Origin of the sequence: Sphingobacterium sp. Mn56C (assembly GCF_049319645.1) — a bacterium.
In the GTDB taxonomy this organism is placed as follows: Bacteria; Bacteroidota; Bacteroidia; order Sphingobacteriales; family Sphingobacteriaceae; genus Sphingobacterium.
The window spans coordinates 1-17,281 of sequence record NZ_JBMOUC010000007.1; the positions used below are offsets into that span (position 1 = coordinate 1).

The window sequence follows — 17,281 nt, forward strand, 5'->3', positions numbered from 1 at the left end:
TGGATGTTATACTTCAAAAAACAGGTTTATTAACACATAATCGGGTGTAGATATGGACAGTTTCGGTAAAAGATTAAGAGAAGCAAAAGACCTTGCCCAAAAGATTGAGGCTACACGTGAGATTATCGGGAAGTATGAACGCAATGAAAATTTACCGTCCATTGAGATGGTCGCCAAAATGGCTAAGGCTTTTGGCGTTACCGTTGATTTTCTGATTGGGGAAGGCGAAAACGCTTCTTACGATAAAGAAACGGTGGAACGTATCAACGACATACAAAAAATGGATGCAGACACCAAAAGCGTTCTGTTCAACGTCATTGATACCTACATCCAAAATTTTAAAACTAAACAGGCGTTTAGATAAATAACAAAAGCCCGGACTTGCCGGGCTTTTGCTTTATGCTAATTCTTCTTTAACTGCGGGTAGTAAAATAATTTCCCCTTTATCTGCTAACTCTTTTATACCTGATTTTGATAATGCCTTCTCAGCGAATGGTACGATAAATTCACTAAACAACTGTCCTAATTTTCCCTTTCGCTTATCATCGTCCATTGGTTCGTCAAAGTCCAAAATTTCTTTATCCCTTATTTGATTGGTAATATGTCCCATAGAACTTTTTATCAAGTCTTTATTAGGCGTGTATGTTCTATCAAAAGCACCTTGAATAAAAACTTTGACGTTCAAATAGTTACTATTTGCAAAAGATGACTTCTGTAATTCAAGCACAACGATACTTTCGGCACTGTCTTTGAACCAACCGCCAAAAGCACTTTCAAAACCGTTAGACTTAGCTACTTCGCCAAATAATTTCTTAAACTCTTTACTATCCATATATCAATAAGTATCTAAAACAGTTTTCCAATTAATACCCCTAAATTCAGGGTGTTTCAATAGAGTGGCAGGGGATTGTATTTCTTTCAAATACATATCAAGCTGCTTTTGTCCTGCTTTCATTGCTCTTGGGTTAAATGGTTTCAACTCGTGAATAATTCCATTGTTTACATCAAGAAAATCAATTCGTTTTCCACTTGGCAGCCTAAACTCTTTAATACCGTTTGCACCTACTTTGTACGCATTGTGCATTTCCTGTCCAAGCTTCAAGCTGGACTTGGTATATTGTATTCCCCCCCTTAGCAGCAACTACTTCCCTTACACCTCAAAAACAAGTTAATAACTTTCCAATCCAATCTCTCTATGCTAGAGAGAATAATTATTTGTTTTATTTCGCTCTTAGATACGAATTTTGTGGTAGAGCTTCAAAACCACGGAAAGTATTCAAGTAATCCAACTGTAAAGGCATGCTATTACGTATAGCATTACTAATTGTTTTACCATGTTGCTTGGGGCCTAGGTACCCATTTAGGTCATCGTCTGGAAGCCCACGGACTACCCGACTAATTGCACCGCCAGCCGCAAGTTGCCAGCCAAGCCCTACGCAACTAGCATATTCCTGATGCCTCAGTCCGCCGCCACCGATATAATTCAATCCTACTGGAATGGTAAAGCTTCTAGAAGTCAGTTGTGTGAGCGGCATACTAACCAACAGCCGTCCGGAATACTTATCGACAGAGACTCCCGTAACTGCCCGCTCTGCGGGTTTACCTAAAAATTTATAATCTGGAGCGGGAAGACCAGCATTGTATTGTGCATAGACAGCTATGCCAAACAGCAGATTAAATAGCATAAAAAAAACATACTTCATAAGGTCAATCTAGGTATTGGTAATGCTACCAAATTTACAGGTTCAGCCCTATTCAGCATCCTATACTAAAGGACGGTTTTTCCTAATTATCGAAGAATTTTGGAAGGAAAAATATTATTTGTCCAAGCTAGCCTTATAAACTTATGTCCTATTAAGAAAATAAAAACAGCTAAAAATATTGAAAAAAATTACAAGCACAAAGGGTACAGCTAAACACACAAACCCCATACATTTTAAATACACATATTTCCCAACAGCAGACAAACACTAAACCTGAAGCCGCATTTTTCAGCAATACAGCTCCAGGAAATAAAAGCTTACAAAAACCGATATTGCGGTTTAATGCTTATTTATTAACGCCATAAAATACCGCTTTCCGGAGATCACCATCGTCGTTATCGCCAGCATACTCCCAGTACATCGCGCCAAGCATTCCTTTCTGCAAGAGGTACTCACATTTCAAGGCAATAGATTGGGGCGTTTCAAACGTTAAAACAAAGTCACCCTTAGCATTTACCAGATAATCAGCCTTAGCATCGTCATCCCATTTTTTGTCAAAGCCCTCCAGTTTTAAAATATCCTTATAATCAATAAAACCCTTAATATCCGTTTTATTACCACGACCATAAAAAGGAATCCCCAGCACCAGTTTTTCTATCGGCATACCACCAGCAACATGAGCCGCCACCGCCTCTTCGCAGGTAGTCCCCCCCGACATCGACGAGCGGAAAAGGCTAGCATGATGTTTTGGAGGGTTTCCCGAGTCGTAGGTCATAATATTAACAAAATCAACAACAGGGTTAATATCCGCAAAAGCGATATACTTGCCACTCGCCACCGTAGCCAGCGTTAACAGCTTCTTTTTACCAATAGCCTTACGGATATCCCGCATCAGCAGCGTAAAATTTTCAGTATCATCCGGCGAAGCCGAAATCCCAGCAGCAGCACTAGTCGGGTATTCCCAGTCGATATCGATGCCATCCAGATCAAACTGCTTCACGACACGCAAGCAATCTTTCGCAAAAAGATTTCGGTTTCTAGCATCTGCAGCCATCTCGCTAAATCGGCCCGATCCCCATCCGCCAATAGACAAAAGAATCTTAATGTGCGGGTATTTTTTCTTAAGTGCTACCACCTGTTTTAGGCGGTCTTCGTTATTTATACGCACGCCATCGAAACTATCCGTAACATGGCCAAAGGCATAATTAATATGCGTAACAAAATCAGGGTCCGGCAGTACCGAGGTCCAGGAGGTTACATAAGCTATCACCACCTTAGCCGGTTTCTTTGTCGCCCAACATAACGTAGTGCCCAACACAGTAAATACAAATAATAGCGCCGTAACACGACTAAAAAAACTATTTTTCACAAGCATAATGTATAGAATTTAGGTTTTTAATTTTTTAAGTATGTAAGTATTAAGGTGGGTATTCTATTCGTACAAGTACAGCAGTAAAGTATTACATTTTTAACGTATTACCGTATTACAGTTTTACAGTTTTACAGTTTTAACTGTATATACAACTTCTGTAATCCAACAGCAAACCAAAGCATGCTGTAAGCCCATAATAAAGAGCCCCCTACAGCAAGGAAGCTATAATCAGGTTGTTTATAAAAAAATAAAGGAATACTAAAACCCCAGCAGATAAAGTAAATCACATCAGGAGCTAAATAGGTGGTCAATGAATTACGTCCTACAGTCTCGAAAATACCGATTCCCTTTTGAAATTTCTTTATATCCACCAAATAGTAGATCACAATAAGCAGCAATAAACTCAAACCATTGCAAAGCATAGCCCAGCTCGGTGTACCATAAATTTTCGATAAAATAAACCAATTACGGAGGGAAAAGCCAGCCACAATCCAAAAAATCGCAAGGATAACCAAATAACGCAACAGCAAAAATGGCTGCGACGCATACCGGCGTATCAACAACCCTACCAATAGTCCGGCAAGCACAATAGAAGGAACATTTCCGGATAGCAGCACCCCAAAATAACGCCCAACATAAGGGATATGAGGTAACAGACCCTGCTGCGAAAGTATATTTAATGCTACAAACAAAAGCCAACAACAAACAACGAAAATAATACGGTCGCGTGCCAAAAGATAAACCACGGCAGCCGCAAAATAGCCCCAGCCTATAAGGCCTAAGATACCCCACCAACCAATTTCTAAACCTCGGATATTTTCTGCTGTACCCGCCTTAAAAATAAAAACCAAATACAACAACCCCAGTACACCTATAGCCCGTAAAGCTATAAACAAACCATTATACCTACTAGTCTTAGGATATAAATTCCAAACGAGAAAAATACAAACATATAAACATGCAGACCACAGCAATTGAGGCATTTGAGTAAGCGCCGCATTTACACGTCCGCCGTTAAGGATTAGTACCCCGATAAGCAATAAACTCAACGTACGGAAGAGCACATGACAAAAAATACGTCCCGAAGAATCGCCTTTTTTGCGACGTGCTAGGATAGCATATGGAACAGCTATACCCACCATAAATAAAAAACCCGGAAAAACCCAGTCGGCAAGCCCAATACCATCGACATGACCTTCAGTGTGCAACAGCCATTTAGAAGCAGCCGGCGAGAACAAGTCATTCACAAATAACATTAGAAATAACGTCAAGCCACGCATCACGTCGATAGAACGGATACGCGATTTTGTTACCTTTTGCATTTCCTCCATAGCCTCCAAAAATATTAACGTTCAAAAACATTTCCCTTTTTATCGGTCGCTATAACCCACTTGAAAGCATCGATAATCAATTTATTCTGTGTAGCATCGGAAAATATCCCCCTACCATGCCCCATATTTAAATAGATCATCCTATAGGCAGTATTGGTCCACACAATTGGCGTATCCCCGTCGGGGATAATATCTTTTAACCCTAAGGGGTAATTTTCTGGCGCTAATGTCGCCAGTACCTGAATATTTTTATGCGCCCGTGGGCTAGGTTTCCATTGATACCATTCGTTCAAAGGAGCGACAAAACGCTGCGGAAGGCCTTTCACCACGGGATGCTCCGGTTTATCAATAACCACGGTTGCCGGTAAGGGAGGCCAATTATTACGGTAGAAAACGCCGGCACCCAAAAAATCTACAAACCACGGCCAGTTGGTACGCGCATCGTTATAAGCAGCAACATGGAAACCAAACCATCCACCACCGTTTTGCATATACTTTTCAAAGGCCTGCCGCTGTTGTGGCGAGCCAGGCACATCGTTCAACAGCATGACCAAAGCATAATCTTTTAACTTTTCATCGTTCAAATCGTTGAGGTCCTTGGTAACATCAAATACAAAACCGTTACCCTCCGTCAGTTTCTTAAAAAATACGATAGCCTCCTCGGCAAATTCAACATGCGCAGGTTCCACATGCTCGTTGTAAAAAGCCAGCACTTTAAAGCGAGGGAAACGCCCTTGTGCATACAGCTGCATAGCCGTTAAACAGAGAAGGCAGATACATAAAATTATTTTCTTCATAAAATAGTTTAGGTTAAGCGTTAGGTTAATTTAGGAATGATAAAAATCATTAGCATTGAAATTAACCATAAATCCCTTAATATCAAAAAAGTGTACCAGAAAACAGCTATAAATCCTGTCACAATAATATAGCTATTTCCAGTACTAGAAAAAATGGTTAATATAAATTAGGGCCACGCAACTCAATATCCGTAACCTTAATACCACCAGAGCCCAAATTCAAACCTCCGGTACGGATTAGAAAATACACCCTACCAGCTTGATTAAAGGTCACCTTATTTCCCGTTCCTACACAGCGTATTACCGATAACCTCCCCGAATACGCCGAGCCTGTATTAGCACATCCCGAAGTCCAAGTACTCAAGCCAAATCGATTGCCACCACTCTTATATTCAACCTTAGGATCGGGCACCTCCGTTCCAAGATACACCTCAAACCAAGAGTTTGTGGCAGCCTTCCCATCCAAAAACATATCCATAGTATACTCCTTATTCGCTTCAATATCCACGGCCTGGTAAATACCAGCATGGCCGTTTGTGCCTCCACTAAATAAGAAACCATTGTTTATGGCGGTAATATTTATGCCCGGAGTAAAAACCCAATTATGCCATGCATCCGAACGCAACAAATTGGGCGAGGTAATCAGCACCTTTATAGGTAATTCGTACGTATAAAAGCGATCTATTGCTCGTGGACTAGGTTCATATACGGTTTTGTAATTCACCATATGGGTAGGATCGACCTCCGGAATTATGCTTTTCAGTTCTTTTGCAGGCGCAAAATACTCCTTTTGAACACCTTTTATATCGGTAAAAAACACCTTATTTCCTATTGCCGTAGTATCGGTATTAGCAATCCATTCTATCTGCAAAGCCCCTTCCCGCAAAGCCGCATTCGCATAGCTTGTCGGAATAATATACTGTCGATACCTTTCGCCATACACCTTTCCTGCTTTTTCCATTTTCACAGACTTATTGCCGTGGTTATCGAAAGTATAAAAATTAAATACATAATCCCCCTCAGAAAGATTAGCAAGGGTAATTTCCGCCGTATCCACATTATTTGATCTATCCAATGTCACGGTTATTGAGTCGTCTACGCCCTCCTTACTCCAAAAAATCTGCACCCGATTAACTGCCGGATCCGGGTTTACCTTCCACGACAGTTTAATACGATTATCCCCCGGATACACCTTGATCGAATCCACCCTACCCACATAGGTCTTTTCTCCACCCACGAGAAAATCTTTATAATGGTGATCCATTTTTGTGCATCCCCAGAAGCCCAGCAGCAACAGGCTTAACGATATGAATATTAGTTTTATATTTTTCATTGTCTTCATGGTAAATCCAAATTATTTATCTTCAATCCCCCAGAACGCCATTTCGGCACACGAAAATGTCTGCAACATACCCCAGGTTTCTTTTATACGGAAGCGCAAATACCGTACAGTCTGGTAGTCAATAGGAACATCAAACTCTAAACCAGCCGTATGTTGTGCACGATCCTCAGCGGAAAGCTCACCACGGGGTAGTCCAGAAGGTTTATGCGCTTCATACTCCCCTATTAAAGTCCATCCGTCCCAAGAGCCTTCAGGATCGGGTTCGTTGCTGCCATACACATCAAATAACCGGGCCGACATGGAGTTAAAAATATCAGAATCCTGGTTACGCATCCACATCTTAAAGCGACTTAACTGATACTTTTTACCAAGGTCAATGGTAAAATGAAGCGGCACCCCAATATTATTAGGCACGTGAAATACCGAGCTAGGGTCTGTAGTATTACCATCAAACATAAAACGTATCTCTCGAGGCGACAAACCGCTCCAAGTATGCCCCTGCCAAACATCAGTGGGTAAACGCAGGTCTTTAATTTTTGTTCTATCCAATAGATCCTCCTGCAATGGCACAAGATTTACCTTGGCCGTATCGGAAATATTCTTCCAACGATCGCGTATAACCACATAAAATTCGCGCGCCTCCGCCTGAAAACCACGTACCGAAAAAGATGGTTTCTTCTGGCTGGAATAATACGTTTGAGCGAGTACAATAGCGCCAAAATTATTTTTTGTGAGCACATCCACAGAAAGATCACCTTGATTTTCATTTATAAAACTCACATTCAGTCCGCCGAAATCCTCCCTTAGGTTTAAAGTTTCAAAAGCCTCCATTACGGGCGGTGTATCCACATCAACGGTAATATCCAACGGATCTGATTTTATTTCACCCTCACCTACAGCATACAATTTCACAGGATATTTCCCGGCACGAGCAAAACCGTCCAACACCAATTTATTTTGGTATTTAGACACCTTGGCCTCTTTAGCCACGCCCGGGCGTATTTCAAACTGAGCCATTACATACAAAGCATTTTCATCCTTTAAAACAAAGGTTAAAGTTGATTTTCCAGCACCTTTTTCAGCCTGCACTTCCCTGAGCGCCATAGGCTTCTGTCCGCCAGCCGATGGCGTATTCGCCAACTCCTCTTTACAGCCCTGCATCGATAGCAGGACCAACAGCCACAGTACCCATAGTACCGTACCGATACTGCGATTTACATTTTTTAAGGTTGATATTATATCTTTCATTTTTATCAATTTATAGGGAAGCCACTACCAGCCTGGATTTTGAACCAATTTATTATTACGAAGAAGCGCTTGCTCGCTCAACGGCATTAGATAATTTTTACGTAGAAACGTAGGTTGGAATAAGGTTACCTTACGGTAATACCCCTGTGCTGTTTTATCGTTCAGGCTCCAGCCTACAATTGGGGAACTAAGCTCGTCGTGGGCAATTTTCCAACGCAACAGATCCCAATATTGAACACCCTCCAACGCCAATTCATTCCGGCGTTCACGGCGTAATATTTCACGCATACCCGCTTTGGTTTTGTACTTCCCCGGATTGCGGGAGTACTTTGTCCAAGCATCAGCGATAGGCTCCAATTTCACCCTTGCACGCACGAGGTCAGCATATTTATGCACATCGGCAGCGTCAGGGCCTTCACTTTCATTCAAAGCCTCGGCATACATAAGGTACAAATCTGCCAAACGAATTACCGGCCAAGGATAAATCCGAACCGTATAACTAGATGCCTCCACAACATTCTGCGGGTTAATTAACTTCTTTGGCCAATACCCTGTCGAAGAATAGGCCGATGGAATAGCCATGGCCGTAATCTGCCCAGCTTTTCCCATCAGGTAAAACGGATCGTTATCATTAAGGCGGCCTTGACCATACCATATGCCACCATCAAAACCCAAGGTAGCATAAAACCTATTCTCGCGGTTGAAATGAATATTTACCGTAGTATAGCCCTCCTTAATAGTATATTTATCCGCCGCAACAGCCGTTCTTAAGGCATAGCGATTACTGTAGTCGAAAGTTACATCCTCCTCAATAGGCACGCCATGATCGGAGTAAAACATTTCCATCATTTTCATTGGAGGAGCAAATCGCCCCTGCATACTATTATGGCTACGTCCCGGATCCCAGGACCGAGGGGTAAGATCGCGCTGATAACTCTCTGTAGCCACACTGTTGGTATTTCCCCAAATCACCTCCGTATTCCAGCGCTCTGTTACCGCATTACGCACACTCATCTGCACCCGCGTTGTTTCAGAAATTGGCGTCTGCCCTATTGCTTGTTGGTACTCATAAAGTCTATGCCCTACCGACTCACAAGCGTCTACGGCCTCCTTACAAGCCTGCGCTGCCAGCACCCATTTATTGTGGTCGTAATTCGGATTAAAAAGCTGCACACCATCTTTATCCTTAAAGTTGAGGTAATCCACATTCCCATTAAACAAAGGGCTGGCTGCTGTCACTAAAATCTGCGCCTTAATACTTAAAGCTATAGCCTGCGTAATTCGCCCCAACTCCGATGCCTCACTTTCGATTACTGGCGGCAAATATGGCGTCGACTCGTCGATTAATTTCACCATAAAATTAACCACATCATCTACGGTATTACGTTTTACACGAATCACGTCGGTTGGTGAATCTATGGGTAGACTTTCGTCGATAATAGGAATAGGTCCATACATTTTAAAGAGCCAGAAATGATAATACGCCTTTAGAAACTTCACCTCTGCCGTCCATCGATTGCGCTCTGGCTCCAATAGATCAGGAACCTTATGTATGTTCTCCAGAAAAATGTTACAATCCCGCAGAGCTTGAAACATATTACGCCCACCATTCCAACCGTCCCAATAATTTAAAATCGGGCTTTGTACATTCTGTAAGCCCTTGGCAATGCCTAAGGAAGTACCATTATCGCTCGGTATAGGCCATACTTCCTGAGCGCCATAAAATGCAGGATTATTGGCGATGGAATTGTGGTACGGCATCCACGAGTAACAGGTAAAAAGATAACGCTCTGCTACATTGCGCATAGTAAAGGCATTGTCTATTGTAGCGACATTATCCGGGATAACATCTAAATATTTTTGACAGGAGCTAAAAGTTAGCGCTCCCATAATCAGGGTTAATTTTAAGATTTTCATTTCCGTTAGCGATTAAAAGGAAGCATTTATACCAATATTAAAAACACGTTGCACAGGATAGCCCAAACCATTCCCCGCCATCTCTGGATCCCAAAGTTTAAATCCACTAAAGGCCAGCAGATTGGTACCATTCGCGTAAATACGGAAATTGCTCATCTTTATTCGCTCCGTTATACGCTGTGGCAAGGTATATCCCATCTCCACCTGCTTCAAGCGCAGAAAACTACCACTACGCATAAACCAAGTACTCCGCTGTTCGTTATTTTCGATATGAACATCACTCAAGCGAGGCCATAATGCATATAGATTCCTATTATCCTCCGACCAATAGTCTGCTGCATAGGCTTGAATTAATTGATTTTGTAGGGCTCTACCGGCAGCCGGGTCGTTCGGATAATAATGCGCCACGAAAGGTGCCGTAGCAGCCGGGTCTATCCAAAATGAAGAGCGTGCCGATCCTTGAAAGAAAGCTGAAAAATCAAACTTTTTGTACCCCATTGAAAAGCCAAAACCATACATAATCTCCGGAACAGTAGGATAACCAATTGGCGCACGATCCAAGGACGTAATTTGCCCATCGCCATTAATATCTTTAAATTTAATATCACCACCACGCACCGGAGTATTTCCGAAAATCTGCGACGGCGAGTTGGCAACCTCAGCATCGTCGATAAATAAACGCTCGGCAATATAGCCCCACTGCTGGTTAATGCTATAGCCAATTCTACTGAGCCAGGGCTCCTGATATGCAGGTTCCTCAAATACCAGAAACTTACTCGCAGCATAGGTAAAATTTCCACGCGCTTGCAGCCAGAAATTACTGTTGAAACTATGATTAACATCCATGGATATATCAATACCTTTAGACTCAGCTTCCCCCAAATTGGCACTTACAGGAGCTGCCAGTCCCATCGTTGTCGGGATATCATTCCGCTGCATAAAGATATTTTTTCGCTGCTCTTTAAAGGCATCGACAATAATCTGTATCTTGTTAAACAAGCCCAGTTCTAAGGCAACATTCGATTTATAGCCACGTTCCCACGTAATTGCAGGATTAGCATAACGGAGCATGGCAATTCCCGTTCTACCATAACCGAAGTCAGAACCAAAGGTTGCACTACGGCCGCCACTGTTCATATTCAACTCAGAAAGGTACAGAAAACGGTCGTTTTCATTACCGATAGCGTCGTTTCCTACGACACCATACGTACCGCGCAGCCGCAAGTTATTTACCACCGATTTTATCGGCTCCCAAAAACGCTCGTTAGATACCGACCATGCTAAACCTGCTGAAGGGAAAAATCCAAATCTTTTACTTTTCTCAAACCGCTCGGAGCCATTAAAGCCAAAGTTAAACTCCAAGAAATAACGTTTATCATATGCATAAGTACCACGACCGGAAACACCGATATTTCGAAAGGGTAAAGATTGCTGTAAACTGCCGGCATTTCCTTTAATATTATTGCGAAGAATACCTACTAACAAACCCGAGAAGGTATGCTTATCCTGAAATGTACGGTTATAGTTTAACGCATTTTCCATATAAAATAAGGTGCTCACAGTTTTTCCACCTTCCCGATAATCGAGATATTCCGTCCCCCCATTTTCATTCATGATCTGCAGCATATAATCGTTTGTGAATGGGTTTTTGCCCATCATCTGGTAGTAAAAAGGAAAATATTGACGGGTAACCTCAAAGTAGGAATTCCGCGTAGTATTGGCTAAAGACCTGAAAGTAAGGCCTTCGGTTATAAAGGCTAGATCTTGCTTTAACTCCAGCTGTGCCAGCATCATAGAACGGGAAGAGTTTCTATAGCCCTTAACCAAATCGGCATACGGGTTTAAATAATTTCCCGTTCCCGCATTTCCAAACAAAATATGTTGAATATATTGCTGGTCGGCACCAGCAGGATACGATGGCGCAAACAGCGAAGGACTGGTACGCATGATGTTACGGTATACCGTTTGTCCGCCATCTATAGGACCAACATAGTCGTCGAACGAACCATTCATACGTACAATAAACTCCGTTGTTTTGGTGAGGTGCATGTTTACATTGGCACGTAATGAATAGGTTTTCAAGTTAATGTTATTATTAAAACTACTTACCTTAGGTACCTTTAGCACCCCATTATCTTGATTAAAAGCCCCCGAAACAAAATACTGTGCAATAGCACCGCCACCAGTAACGCTCAAGTTGGCGCGCTGGTTCATGGTATAATCCTTAATCAGCTGTTTACGCCAATCTACAGCTGGATACAATAAAGGGTCGTCGCCCGCTATCGTGCGCTCGATCTGCCCTATGGGGTATAAGGTAGCTCCACGTGGATCTCGTGTTAAAACAGCCTCATTTGCCATTTGCATATAGGTCACCGGATCCGCAAGCTTGACATTTGTGGTCGGTGCCGACAGGGAATTTTCTAAGCGGAAATTTAATTTTGCACGTCCTTCTGAACCTTGCTTTGTGACAACCAGGATAACACCATTTGCACCGCGGGCACCATAGATTGCCGTTGCTGTAGCGTCCTTAAGAATGGAAAAACTGGCGATATCGTCTACCTGTAGGCGTGCGAAATCTGTCGTCGTTACTTCCACATTATCAATCAATATCAACGGATCTACTTTATACCCAAAGGTGGTAACCCCACGGATAAAGAAGTCTGCATTATCACGCCCCGGTTCTCCCGAGCGTTGGTAAGCTATAACGCCAGCAGCACGCCCTGCTAATGCCGTTGTTAAGTTGCTGGAGGGGATTTTTAAATCCGCAGGTTTTATAGATACGACCGAGCCAATCATATCTGTTTTTTTTATGGTGCCACCAAAACCAGTAACCACCACTTCGTCTACGGCATGGCTATCTTCCTCCATTACGACATCCAGCACCGCTTCATTCGCTGTGATTTCTTGTTTTATGAAACCCACCATCGAGTACACCAGGGTGGCGCTCTTGGGAACTTTAAGGACATAGCGCCCATCAAGATCTGTTTTTGTACTAAGACTGGGTTTGTCTTTTACAACAATGGTAACGCCATGCATAGCCTTCCCCTCACTATCGGTAACAAGGCCTCGAATTTCAATGTTTTGTGGTTGTACCTGATGGCGTTCACCTAGCTGCTTCACCTGGGTTTTGGCAGCTGCCATTCCAAATGAGCATAGACATACCACCCCTAAAATAGGTAGGACTTTATTCATTATGTGTAAGTTAATTGGTTTAGTGTAATCGGTTATTTCCCTAATAGCTGGAAAATTAATTTAGGTTGTTATGCTTTGCATTTATCCACTCTGGATAAGGCTGCAGGTTGATGTTTTACTTTCTTCGAATAGACCTATGGTATTGAAGGCCGAATTTGATTTAATTTTAGGTTTTGGTTTTGGTTTAGTATTACATTATAAGTTTTATATGTTAACCTGCTTCAATAATTGATTTTCTTTACGGATTAACATTGGCTAATAATTTATATACACAAGATTAACTTGTTGGTTACAGGGGTAAATGTCTAAACCTGCTGCTTTTTTTAGGTAGTACAAATCGTTCTTTTAGGGGGAAAAATTGCTCTATCCGCTTTAAATAGCTGCTATAAGCTTTAAGCAAATGCTTTTACGCTGGAGTAATTCCTAGTATGCATACATGGATCGGTACAAAAAAGCCCCAAAATTAGGTATCCTATACCGATAAGATTTAGGACATACATTCTTGGGGCCTAACTTTTATAATTTATAAATTGATATAGCGTTTAAAACCGGATCACCGATAATTTTTTCAAACTTCAACCTTAACCCTTGATTTTTATACGTTTGCACCTCAGCGACTTCCTCATGTGCTTTTTGTGTACCGGCAACTTTTATCAAGTCGAAATCATTTAACCACAAGCTGTGGTTTAAGTAGACGTTAAATACACGATTCTGAAGTTGTGTGACGACCGCATTCGGATTTTCCAGATCATAGGGCAATGCCTCCTTCTCCTTAGCTCCACTTAACTCTGCGAAATGTAAGACAACCTTATACCTTCCTTCGGGCAATGGGAAAAACAATTCCTCCAGGCCAACCTGCTGCGTTTGATATACAGGGTCCAGATCGGTACCCGCAATATTGCGATCTGTACCGACATTAGCTTCACCACGATTCGCAAGCTTAAAATCCTTACCTCCCGTTAGCCCCCATAACTGCCCCTGCTGCTGGCGCAACGGAATCCAAAGGCGTTTATCAGCATCCAAAACATAACGATTTTCACCTAATGAGAAGTGCACCGCACCTGTATTCTTAAAGGGCTCTACGAAATTAGGATCCACCAGTTGAAAGTGAATACTATCTGTTTGCGTACGAACAACGTTACCCTGAACATCCAAAGCAGCAGCCTTCAAAATATGTAGCCCCGAAGTAAAGGGAACATCAAATATCGCGCTATGCTGCTGCACCGTTTTTGTTGCGATAGCTTTACCATTAACGGTCAATTCGATTTGATGTTGGTTGCTGTATATCTCCAACGGCTGCACTACAGCAGTAATATTGTCTGCAGCAATACCACCTCTATGCCGCCATAACGCTGTTCCTATTTGCAGAAAGGGTTCTTTCTTCAAGGCTGCCTGATAGAGGTAGTAGGTATTTTTAGGGTAACGATCCCAGGTTAACAGCCCTTTATTATTGATATGGGGCATAGATTCAGCGCGGGTTTCCGAATTAAAATCGGAGAGGTTCCAAGCAAAAGCCCCAGCCACAAAAGGGCGGTTAAAAAAATCCTTCAGGTAACCTTTATGGTATAAAACGGCATACTCCACACTTTTGTCAAAACGTATCGGATCAAAAGCATGAATTCTTGGGTCAGCATCGGCGCCATACTCCGTCACCATAAAGGGAATATCAGGCATCATGGCATGGATATGATCCAACTGCTTCCCGAAATCAGCAATGGTGCCACCATACCAGCCTGGGTACAAGTTCCAGCCATTAAGCATCGCAATACGCGTTAGGCCAACACGATGATAAAGCTCCACAGCACCATGGTGCGCCAGCATTGTATACCGGTAGGGGTCTAGCCTTCTGGTAAGGCTGTCCAGCTGTTTGGCAAGTTTATAGATCGATTGAAAATAAACCTCCTGCCGTGGTTTATCCGCATTGAATTTTGGGCGCAGCAGAATTTCGTTCATATGGGCCCAGATAATTACGGAGCAATAGTTATAATTCTGCCGAATCATCTCCTCCTGCATATGCAGGCTATGCTGTGTAAAGGCCGAACTTTCGGTGATTTCATTTACCAGCGGGATCTCTACAGACGTTAGTATACCCAAGCTATCGCAAGCTTCCATAATGGCGGGAATTTGCGGATAATGGGCAACGCGAAGAAAATTACCGCCCATATCCTTTAGAAAATGTAAATCTTGGACCTGTAGGTCGTAGGGAACAGCATTTCCTAAACCTTTAAAATCTTGATGCCGACTTACACCAATCAACTTATAGGGCTTACCATTTAAGTGAAAACCTGTTTTAGGGTCAAAGTGAAAATAACGAAACCCCACATGTGCAATAACCTTATCCAATATAGCCCCATTTTTGTCGAGCAACATCGTTTCCAAGGTATAACGGTAAGGGTTCTCCGGCGACCATAATTTCGGATTTGTTATCGGCTTAAACGAAAGCTTAAACGAATCTTGAGCCCCCAGCTTACCCAATACCTCGGCAACAAGTTTCTGGTTGCTATCCAAGAGCCGCGATTTAATTCGCACTGCTCCTGCCTTTTTATCCTGAAGTTGTACTCTCCCGAAAACCCGAAGCTGCGCCTTTTCTGCAGTGACCTCTGTTGTTTGATAAAAAACCCCTTTAGAGCCAAACAAAGGGTCAGAAAAATGGTTTTTAGGCAATACCTCCAGGTAAACATTCCTGTAAATACCGCCAAAAAAAGTGAAATCCGCAGTTAGAGGCGGAATGTCAGGGTTAAAGCGATTATTTACCAACACGAATACCTCATTTGCTGAGTTAGAAAAATCAATGTAGGGGTCAATGATAAAGGAAAATGCCGTATAGCCTCCAACATGCGTGCCGACAGCTTTTCCATTAACAAATAGCTGTACCTCCTGGTTTGCACCATCAAAATGAAGACGTAAATTTTTACCCTTGTAGGCCGTTAAATTGGGCAACTGCAGCTTGTACCAGCCTTTGTTACGGTAGTAACCTGGCACATCGTCCATCACATCCTGTGTATTCCAGGAATGGGGAACAGTTACAGCACTCCAGCCCGTAGTAGATAAATCTTGGGGATCTGTGGCCAGGCTATCTTTCTTAAATAACCAGTTTGCCAAGGTAATTCTATTGTCGGCTTGCAATTGCTGCTGCCCTATACCTGATTTAGAAAACGCCAATATCAGGAAAGCCACAAAAAAGATAGTATAATATCGCATAAAAACTAAAAATTAAAAATTAACAATCGGCCACTGCCGAATAAACCTGTATTATGCGTAACCAACAAGTTTTATTGTAACTTATGTTTCTAGTTGTTCGGTATTTCTAAGATAAGGAAAATTTAGGTAACCGGGAAGGGTAAAGTCTTTAAAAACCTACTTAAGGCAACAAAAAAAGGCCTTTCCAAAAAATGAAAAGGCCTTTATATTTAATTATAATAATTACTCTTTTTCTACCTGCATATAGTTAAGCTCAAGTGGTGTTTTACGACCAAAAACTTTTACCATTACAGTCAGTTTTTTCTTGTCTTCGTGAACTTCTTCAATTTCACCCGTAAACCCATTGAAAGGTCCGTCTGTTACTTTTACCGATTCGCCCACGTAGTAAGATACATTGATAGATTCGCCTTGTTCGGCCATTTCATCAACCTTTCCTAAAATACGATTTACTTCTGCTTGACGCAAAGGAATCGCCATTCCTGATTTATCACCTAAGAAACCGATAACACTATTCAAGTTTTTGATTACGTGTTCGATCTCCCCATCTAAAGCAGCTTCAATTAAAACGTATCCAGGATAGTAGTTTCTTTCTTTCGCTACTTTCTTTCCATCACGCATTTGATAATATTTCTCCATAGGAATTAAAACCTGTGGAATCAAATGCTGAATACCTAAACGATTTACTTCAGCCTCTAGATATTGCTTTACCTTCTTTTCTTTACCACTTACGGCACGTACTACGTACCATTTCAACGTTTGATCAGCCATACTATTATCTTACTTGGATTTTCCTTATTTAGTGCCGTACAATAACTCTAGCACATTGCTAGAAGCTTTATCCATCACTAAAACTACTACGGCGATTATCAAAGATGCTATAAGTACTACTACCGCGTGATTTTGCAATTGAGACCATGTAGGCCAAGTCACTTTCTGAGTTATTTCCTCGTATGACTCTTTAAAAAAACCAAGTACATTAGCCATAGTTTGATTATTTAAGTTTTGTTAGCAGGGGCACCAGGATTCGAACCCAGACCAATGGTTTTGGAGACCACGATACTAACCATTATACTATGCCCCTGTAGAAATTTTGATGATGCAAATATAGCGTTTAAACACTATTAGACCAAATTTTTTTTACTTTTTTTCACAAATCACTACAACGATTCTGTAGTGAA

At 41.9% G+C, this 17,281-nt stretch carries 14 protein-coding genes and 1 tRNA gene; 1 reads left to right on the forward strand and 14 read right to left on the reverse strand.

The annotated features are described in order from the left end of the window. Positions 1 to 52: 52 nt before the first annotated feature. Entirely contained in the window at positions 53 to 364 is a 312-nt protein-coding gene (locus ACL9RF_RS14890) for a helix-turn-helix domain-containing protein (RefSeq protein WP_422801432.1), read from the forward strand. A gap of 33 nt (positions 365 to 397) precedes the next feature. On the opposite strand, the gene ACL9RF_RS14895 is transcribed toward ACL9RF_RS14890, so the two are convergent. The 14 genes from ACL9RF_RS14895 to ACL9RF_RS14960 form a co-directional block, all read right to left on the reverse strand. Then, on the reverse strand, positions 398 to 832 hold the full coding sequence (locus tag ACL9RF_RS14895; protein ID WP_422801433.1) for a DUF4304 domain-containing protein: 435 nt from the start codon (positions 830 to 832) through the stop codon (positions 398 to 400). 3 nt (positions 833 to 835) lie between these two features. Beyond that, positions 836 to 1,141, reverse strand: coding sequence for a hypothetical protein (locus ACL9RF_RS14900; RefSeq protein WP_422801434.1), 306 nt, complete (start codon positions 1,139 to 1,141; stop codon positions 836 to 838). Between the two features lie 79 nt (positions 1,142 to 1,220). Further along, positions 1,221 to 1,703 carry a hypothetical protein gene (locus ACL9RF_RS14905; protein ID WP_422801435.1) on the reverse strand — a complete coding sequence of 161 codons (483 nt, stop codon included), beginning with the start codon at positions 1,701 to 1,703 and terminating at the stop codon, positions 1,221 to 1,223. A 346-nt stretch (positions 1,704 to 2,049) separates the two neighbouring features. After that, a complete protein-coding gene (locus ACL9RF_RS14910) occupies positions 2,050 to 3,072 on the reverse strand; it encodes a glycoside hydrolase family 18 protein (protein ID WP_422801436.1) in 1,023 nt (340 codons plus the stop codon). 131 nt (positions 3,073 to 3,203) lie between these two features. After that, the gene (locus tag ACL9RF_RS14915; RefSeq protein ID WP_422801437.1) at positions 3,204 to 4,406 is read right to left on the reverse strand and encodes a DUF5009 domain-containing protein; all 1,203 of its coding nucleotides are present in this window, start codon (positions 4,404 to 4,406) and stop codon (positions 3,204 to 3,206) included. A 14-nt stretch (positions 4,407 to 4,420) separates the two neighbouring features. Beyond that, entirely contained in the window at positions 4,421 to 5,203 is a 783-nt protein-coding gene (locus tag ACL9RF_RS14920; protein ID WP_422801438.1) for a ThuA domain-containing protein, read from the reverse strand. Positions 5,204 to 5,360: 157 nt separating this feature from the next. Continuing rightward, positions 5,361 to 6,536: a DUF4998 domain-containing protein gene (locus ACL9RF_RS14925; protein ID WP_422801439.1), complete on the reverse strand. Its 1,176-nt coding sequence runs from the start codon at positions 6,534 to 6,536 to the stop codon at positions 5,361 to 5,363. 21 nt (positions 6,537 to 6,557) lie between these two features. Continuing rightward, positions 6,558 to 7,793: a DUF5000 domain-containing lipoprotein gene (locus ACL9RF_RS14930; protein ID WP_422801440.1), complete on the reverse strand. Its 1,236-nt coding sequence runs from the start codon at positions 7,791 to 7,793 to the stop codon at positions 6,558 to 6,560. A gap of 24 nt (positions 7,794 to 7,817) precedes the next feature. After that, positions 7,818 to 9,710, reverse strand: coding sequence for a RagB/SusD family nutrient uptake outer membrane protein (locus ACL9RF_RS14935; protein WP_422801441.1), 1,893 nt, complete (start codon positions 9,708 to 9,710; stop codon positions 7,818 to 7,820). Positions 9,711 to 9,722: 12 nt separating this feature from the next. Beyond that, positions 9,723 to 12,902 carry a SusC/RagA family TonB-linked outer membrane protein gene (locus tag ACL9RF_RS14940; RefSeq protein WP_422801442.1) on the reverse strand — a complete coding sequence of 1,060 codons (3,180 nt, stop codon included), beginning with the start codon at positions 12,900 to 12,902 and terminating at the stop codon, positions 9,723 to 9,725. 516 nt (positions 12,903 to 13,418) lie between these two features. Further along, positions 13,419 to 16,103, reverse strand: a complete 2,685-nt coding sequence (locus ACL9RF_RS14945) for a glycoside hydrolase family 2 TIM barrel-domain containing protein (RefSeq protein ID WP_422801443.1) — start codon at positions 16,101 to 16,103, stop codon at positions 13,419 to 13,421. 222 nt (positions 16,104 to 16,325) lie between these two features. Further along, positions 16,326 to 16,871: a transcription termination/antitermination protein NusG gene (gene nusG / locus ACL9RF_RS14950; protein ID WP_422801444.1), complete on the reverse strand. Its 546-nt coding sequence runs from the start codon at positions 16,869 to 16,871 to the stop codon at positions 16,326 to 16,328. A gap of 24 nt (positions 16,872 to 16,895) precedes the next feature. After that, positions 16,896 to 17,087 (reverse strand): preprotein translocase subunit SecE, encoded by a 192-nt coding sequence (gene secE / locus ACL9RF_RS14955; RefSeq protein WP_422801445.1) that lies wholly within the window; start codon positions 17,085 to 17,087, stop codon positions 16,896 to 16,898. Positions 17,088 to 17,112: 25 nt separating this feature from the next. Next, positions 17,113 to 17,184, reverse strand: a tRNA-Trp gene (locus ACL9RF_RS14960). Positions 17,185 to 17,281: the final 97 nt, after the last annotated feature.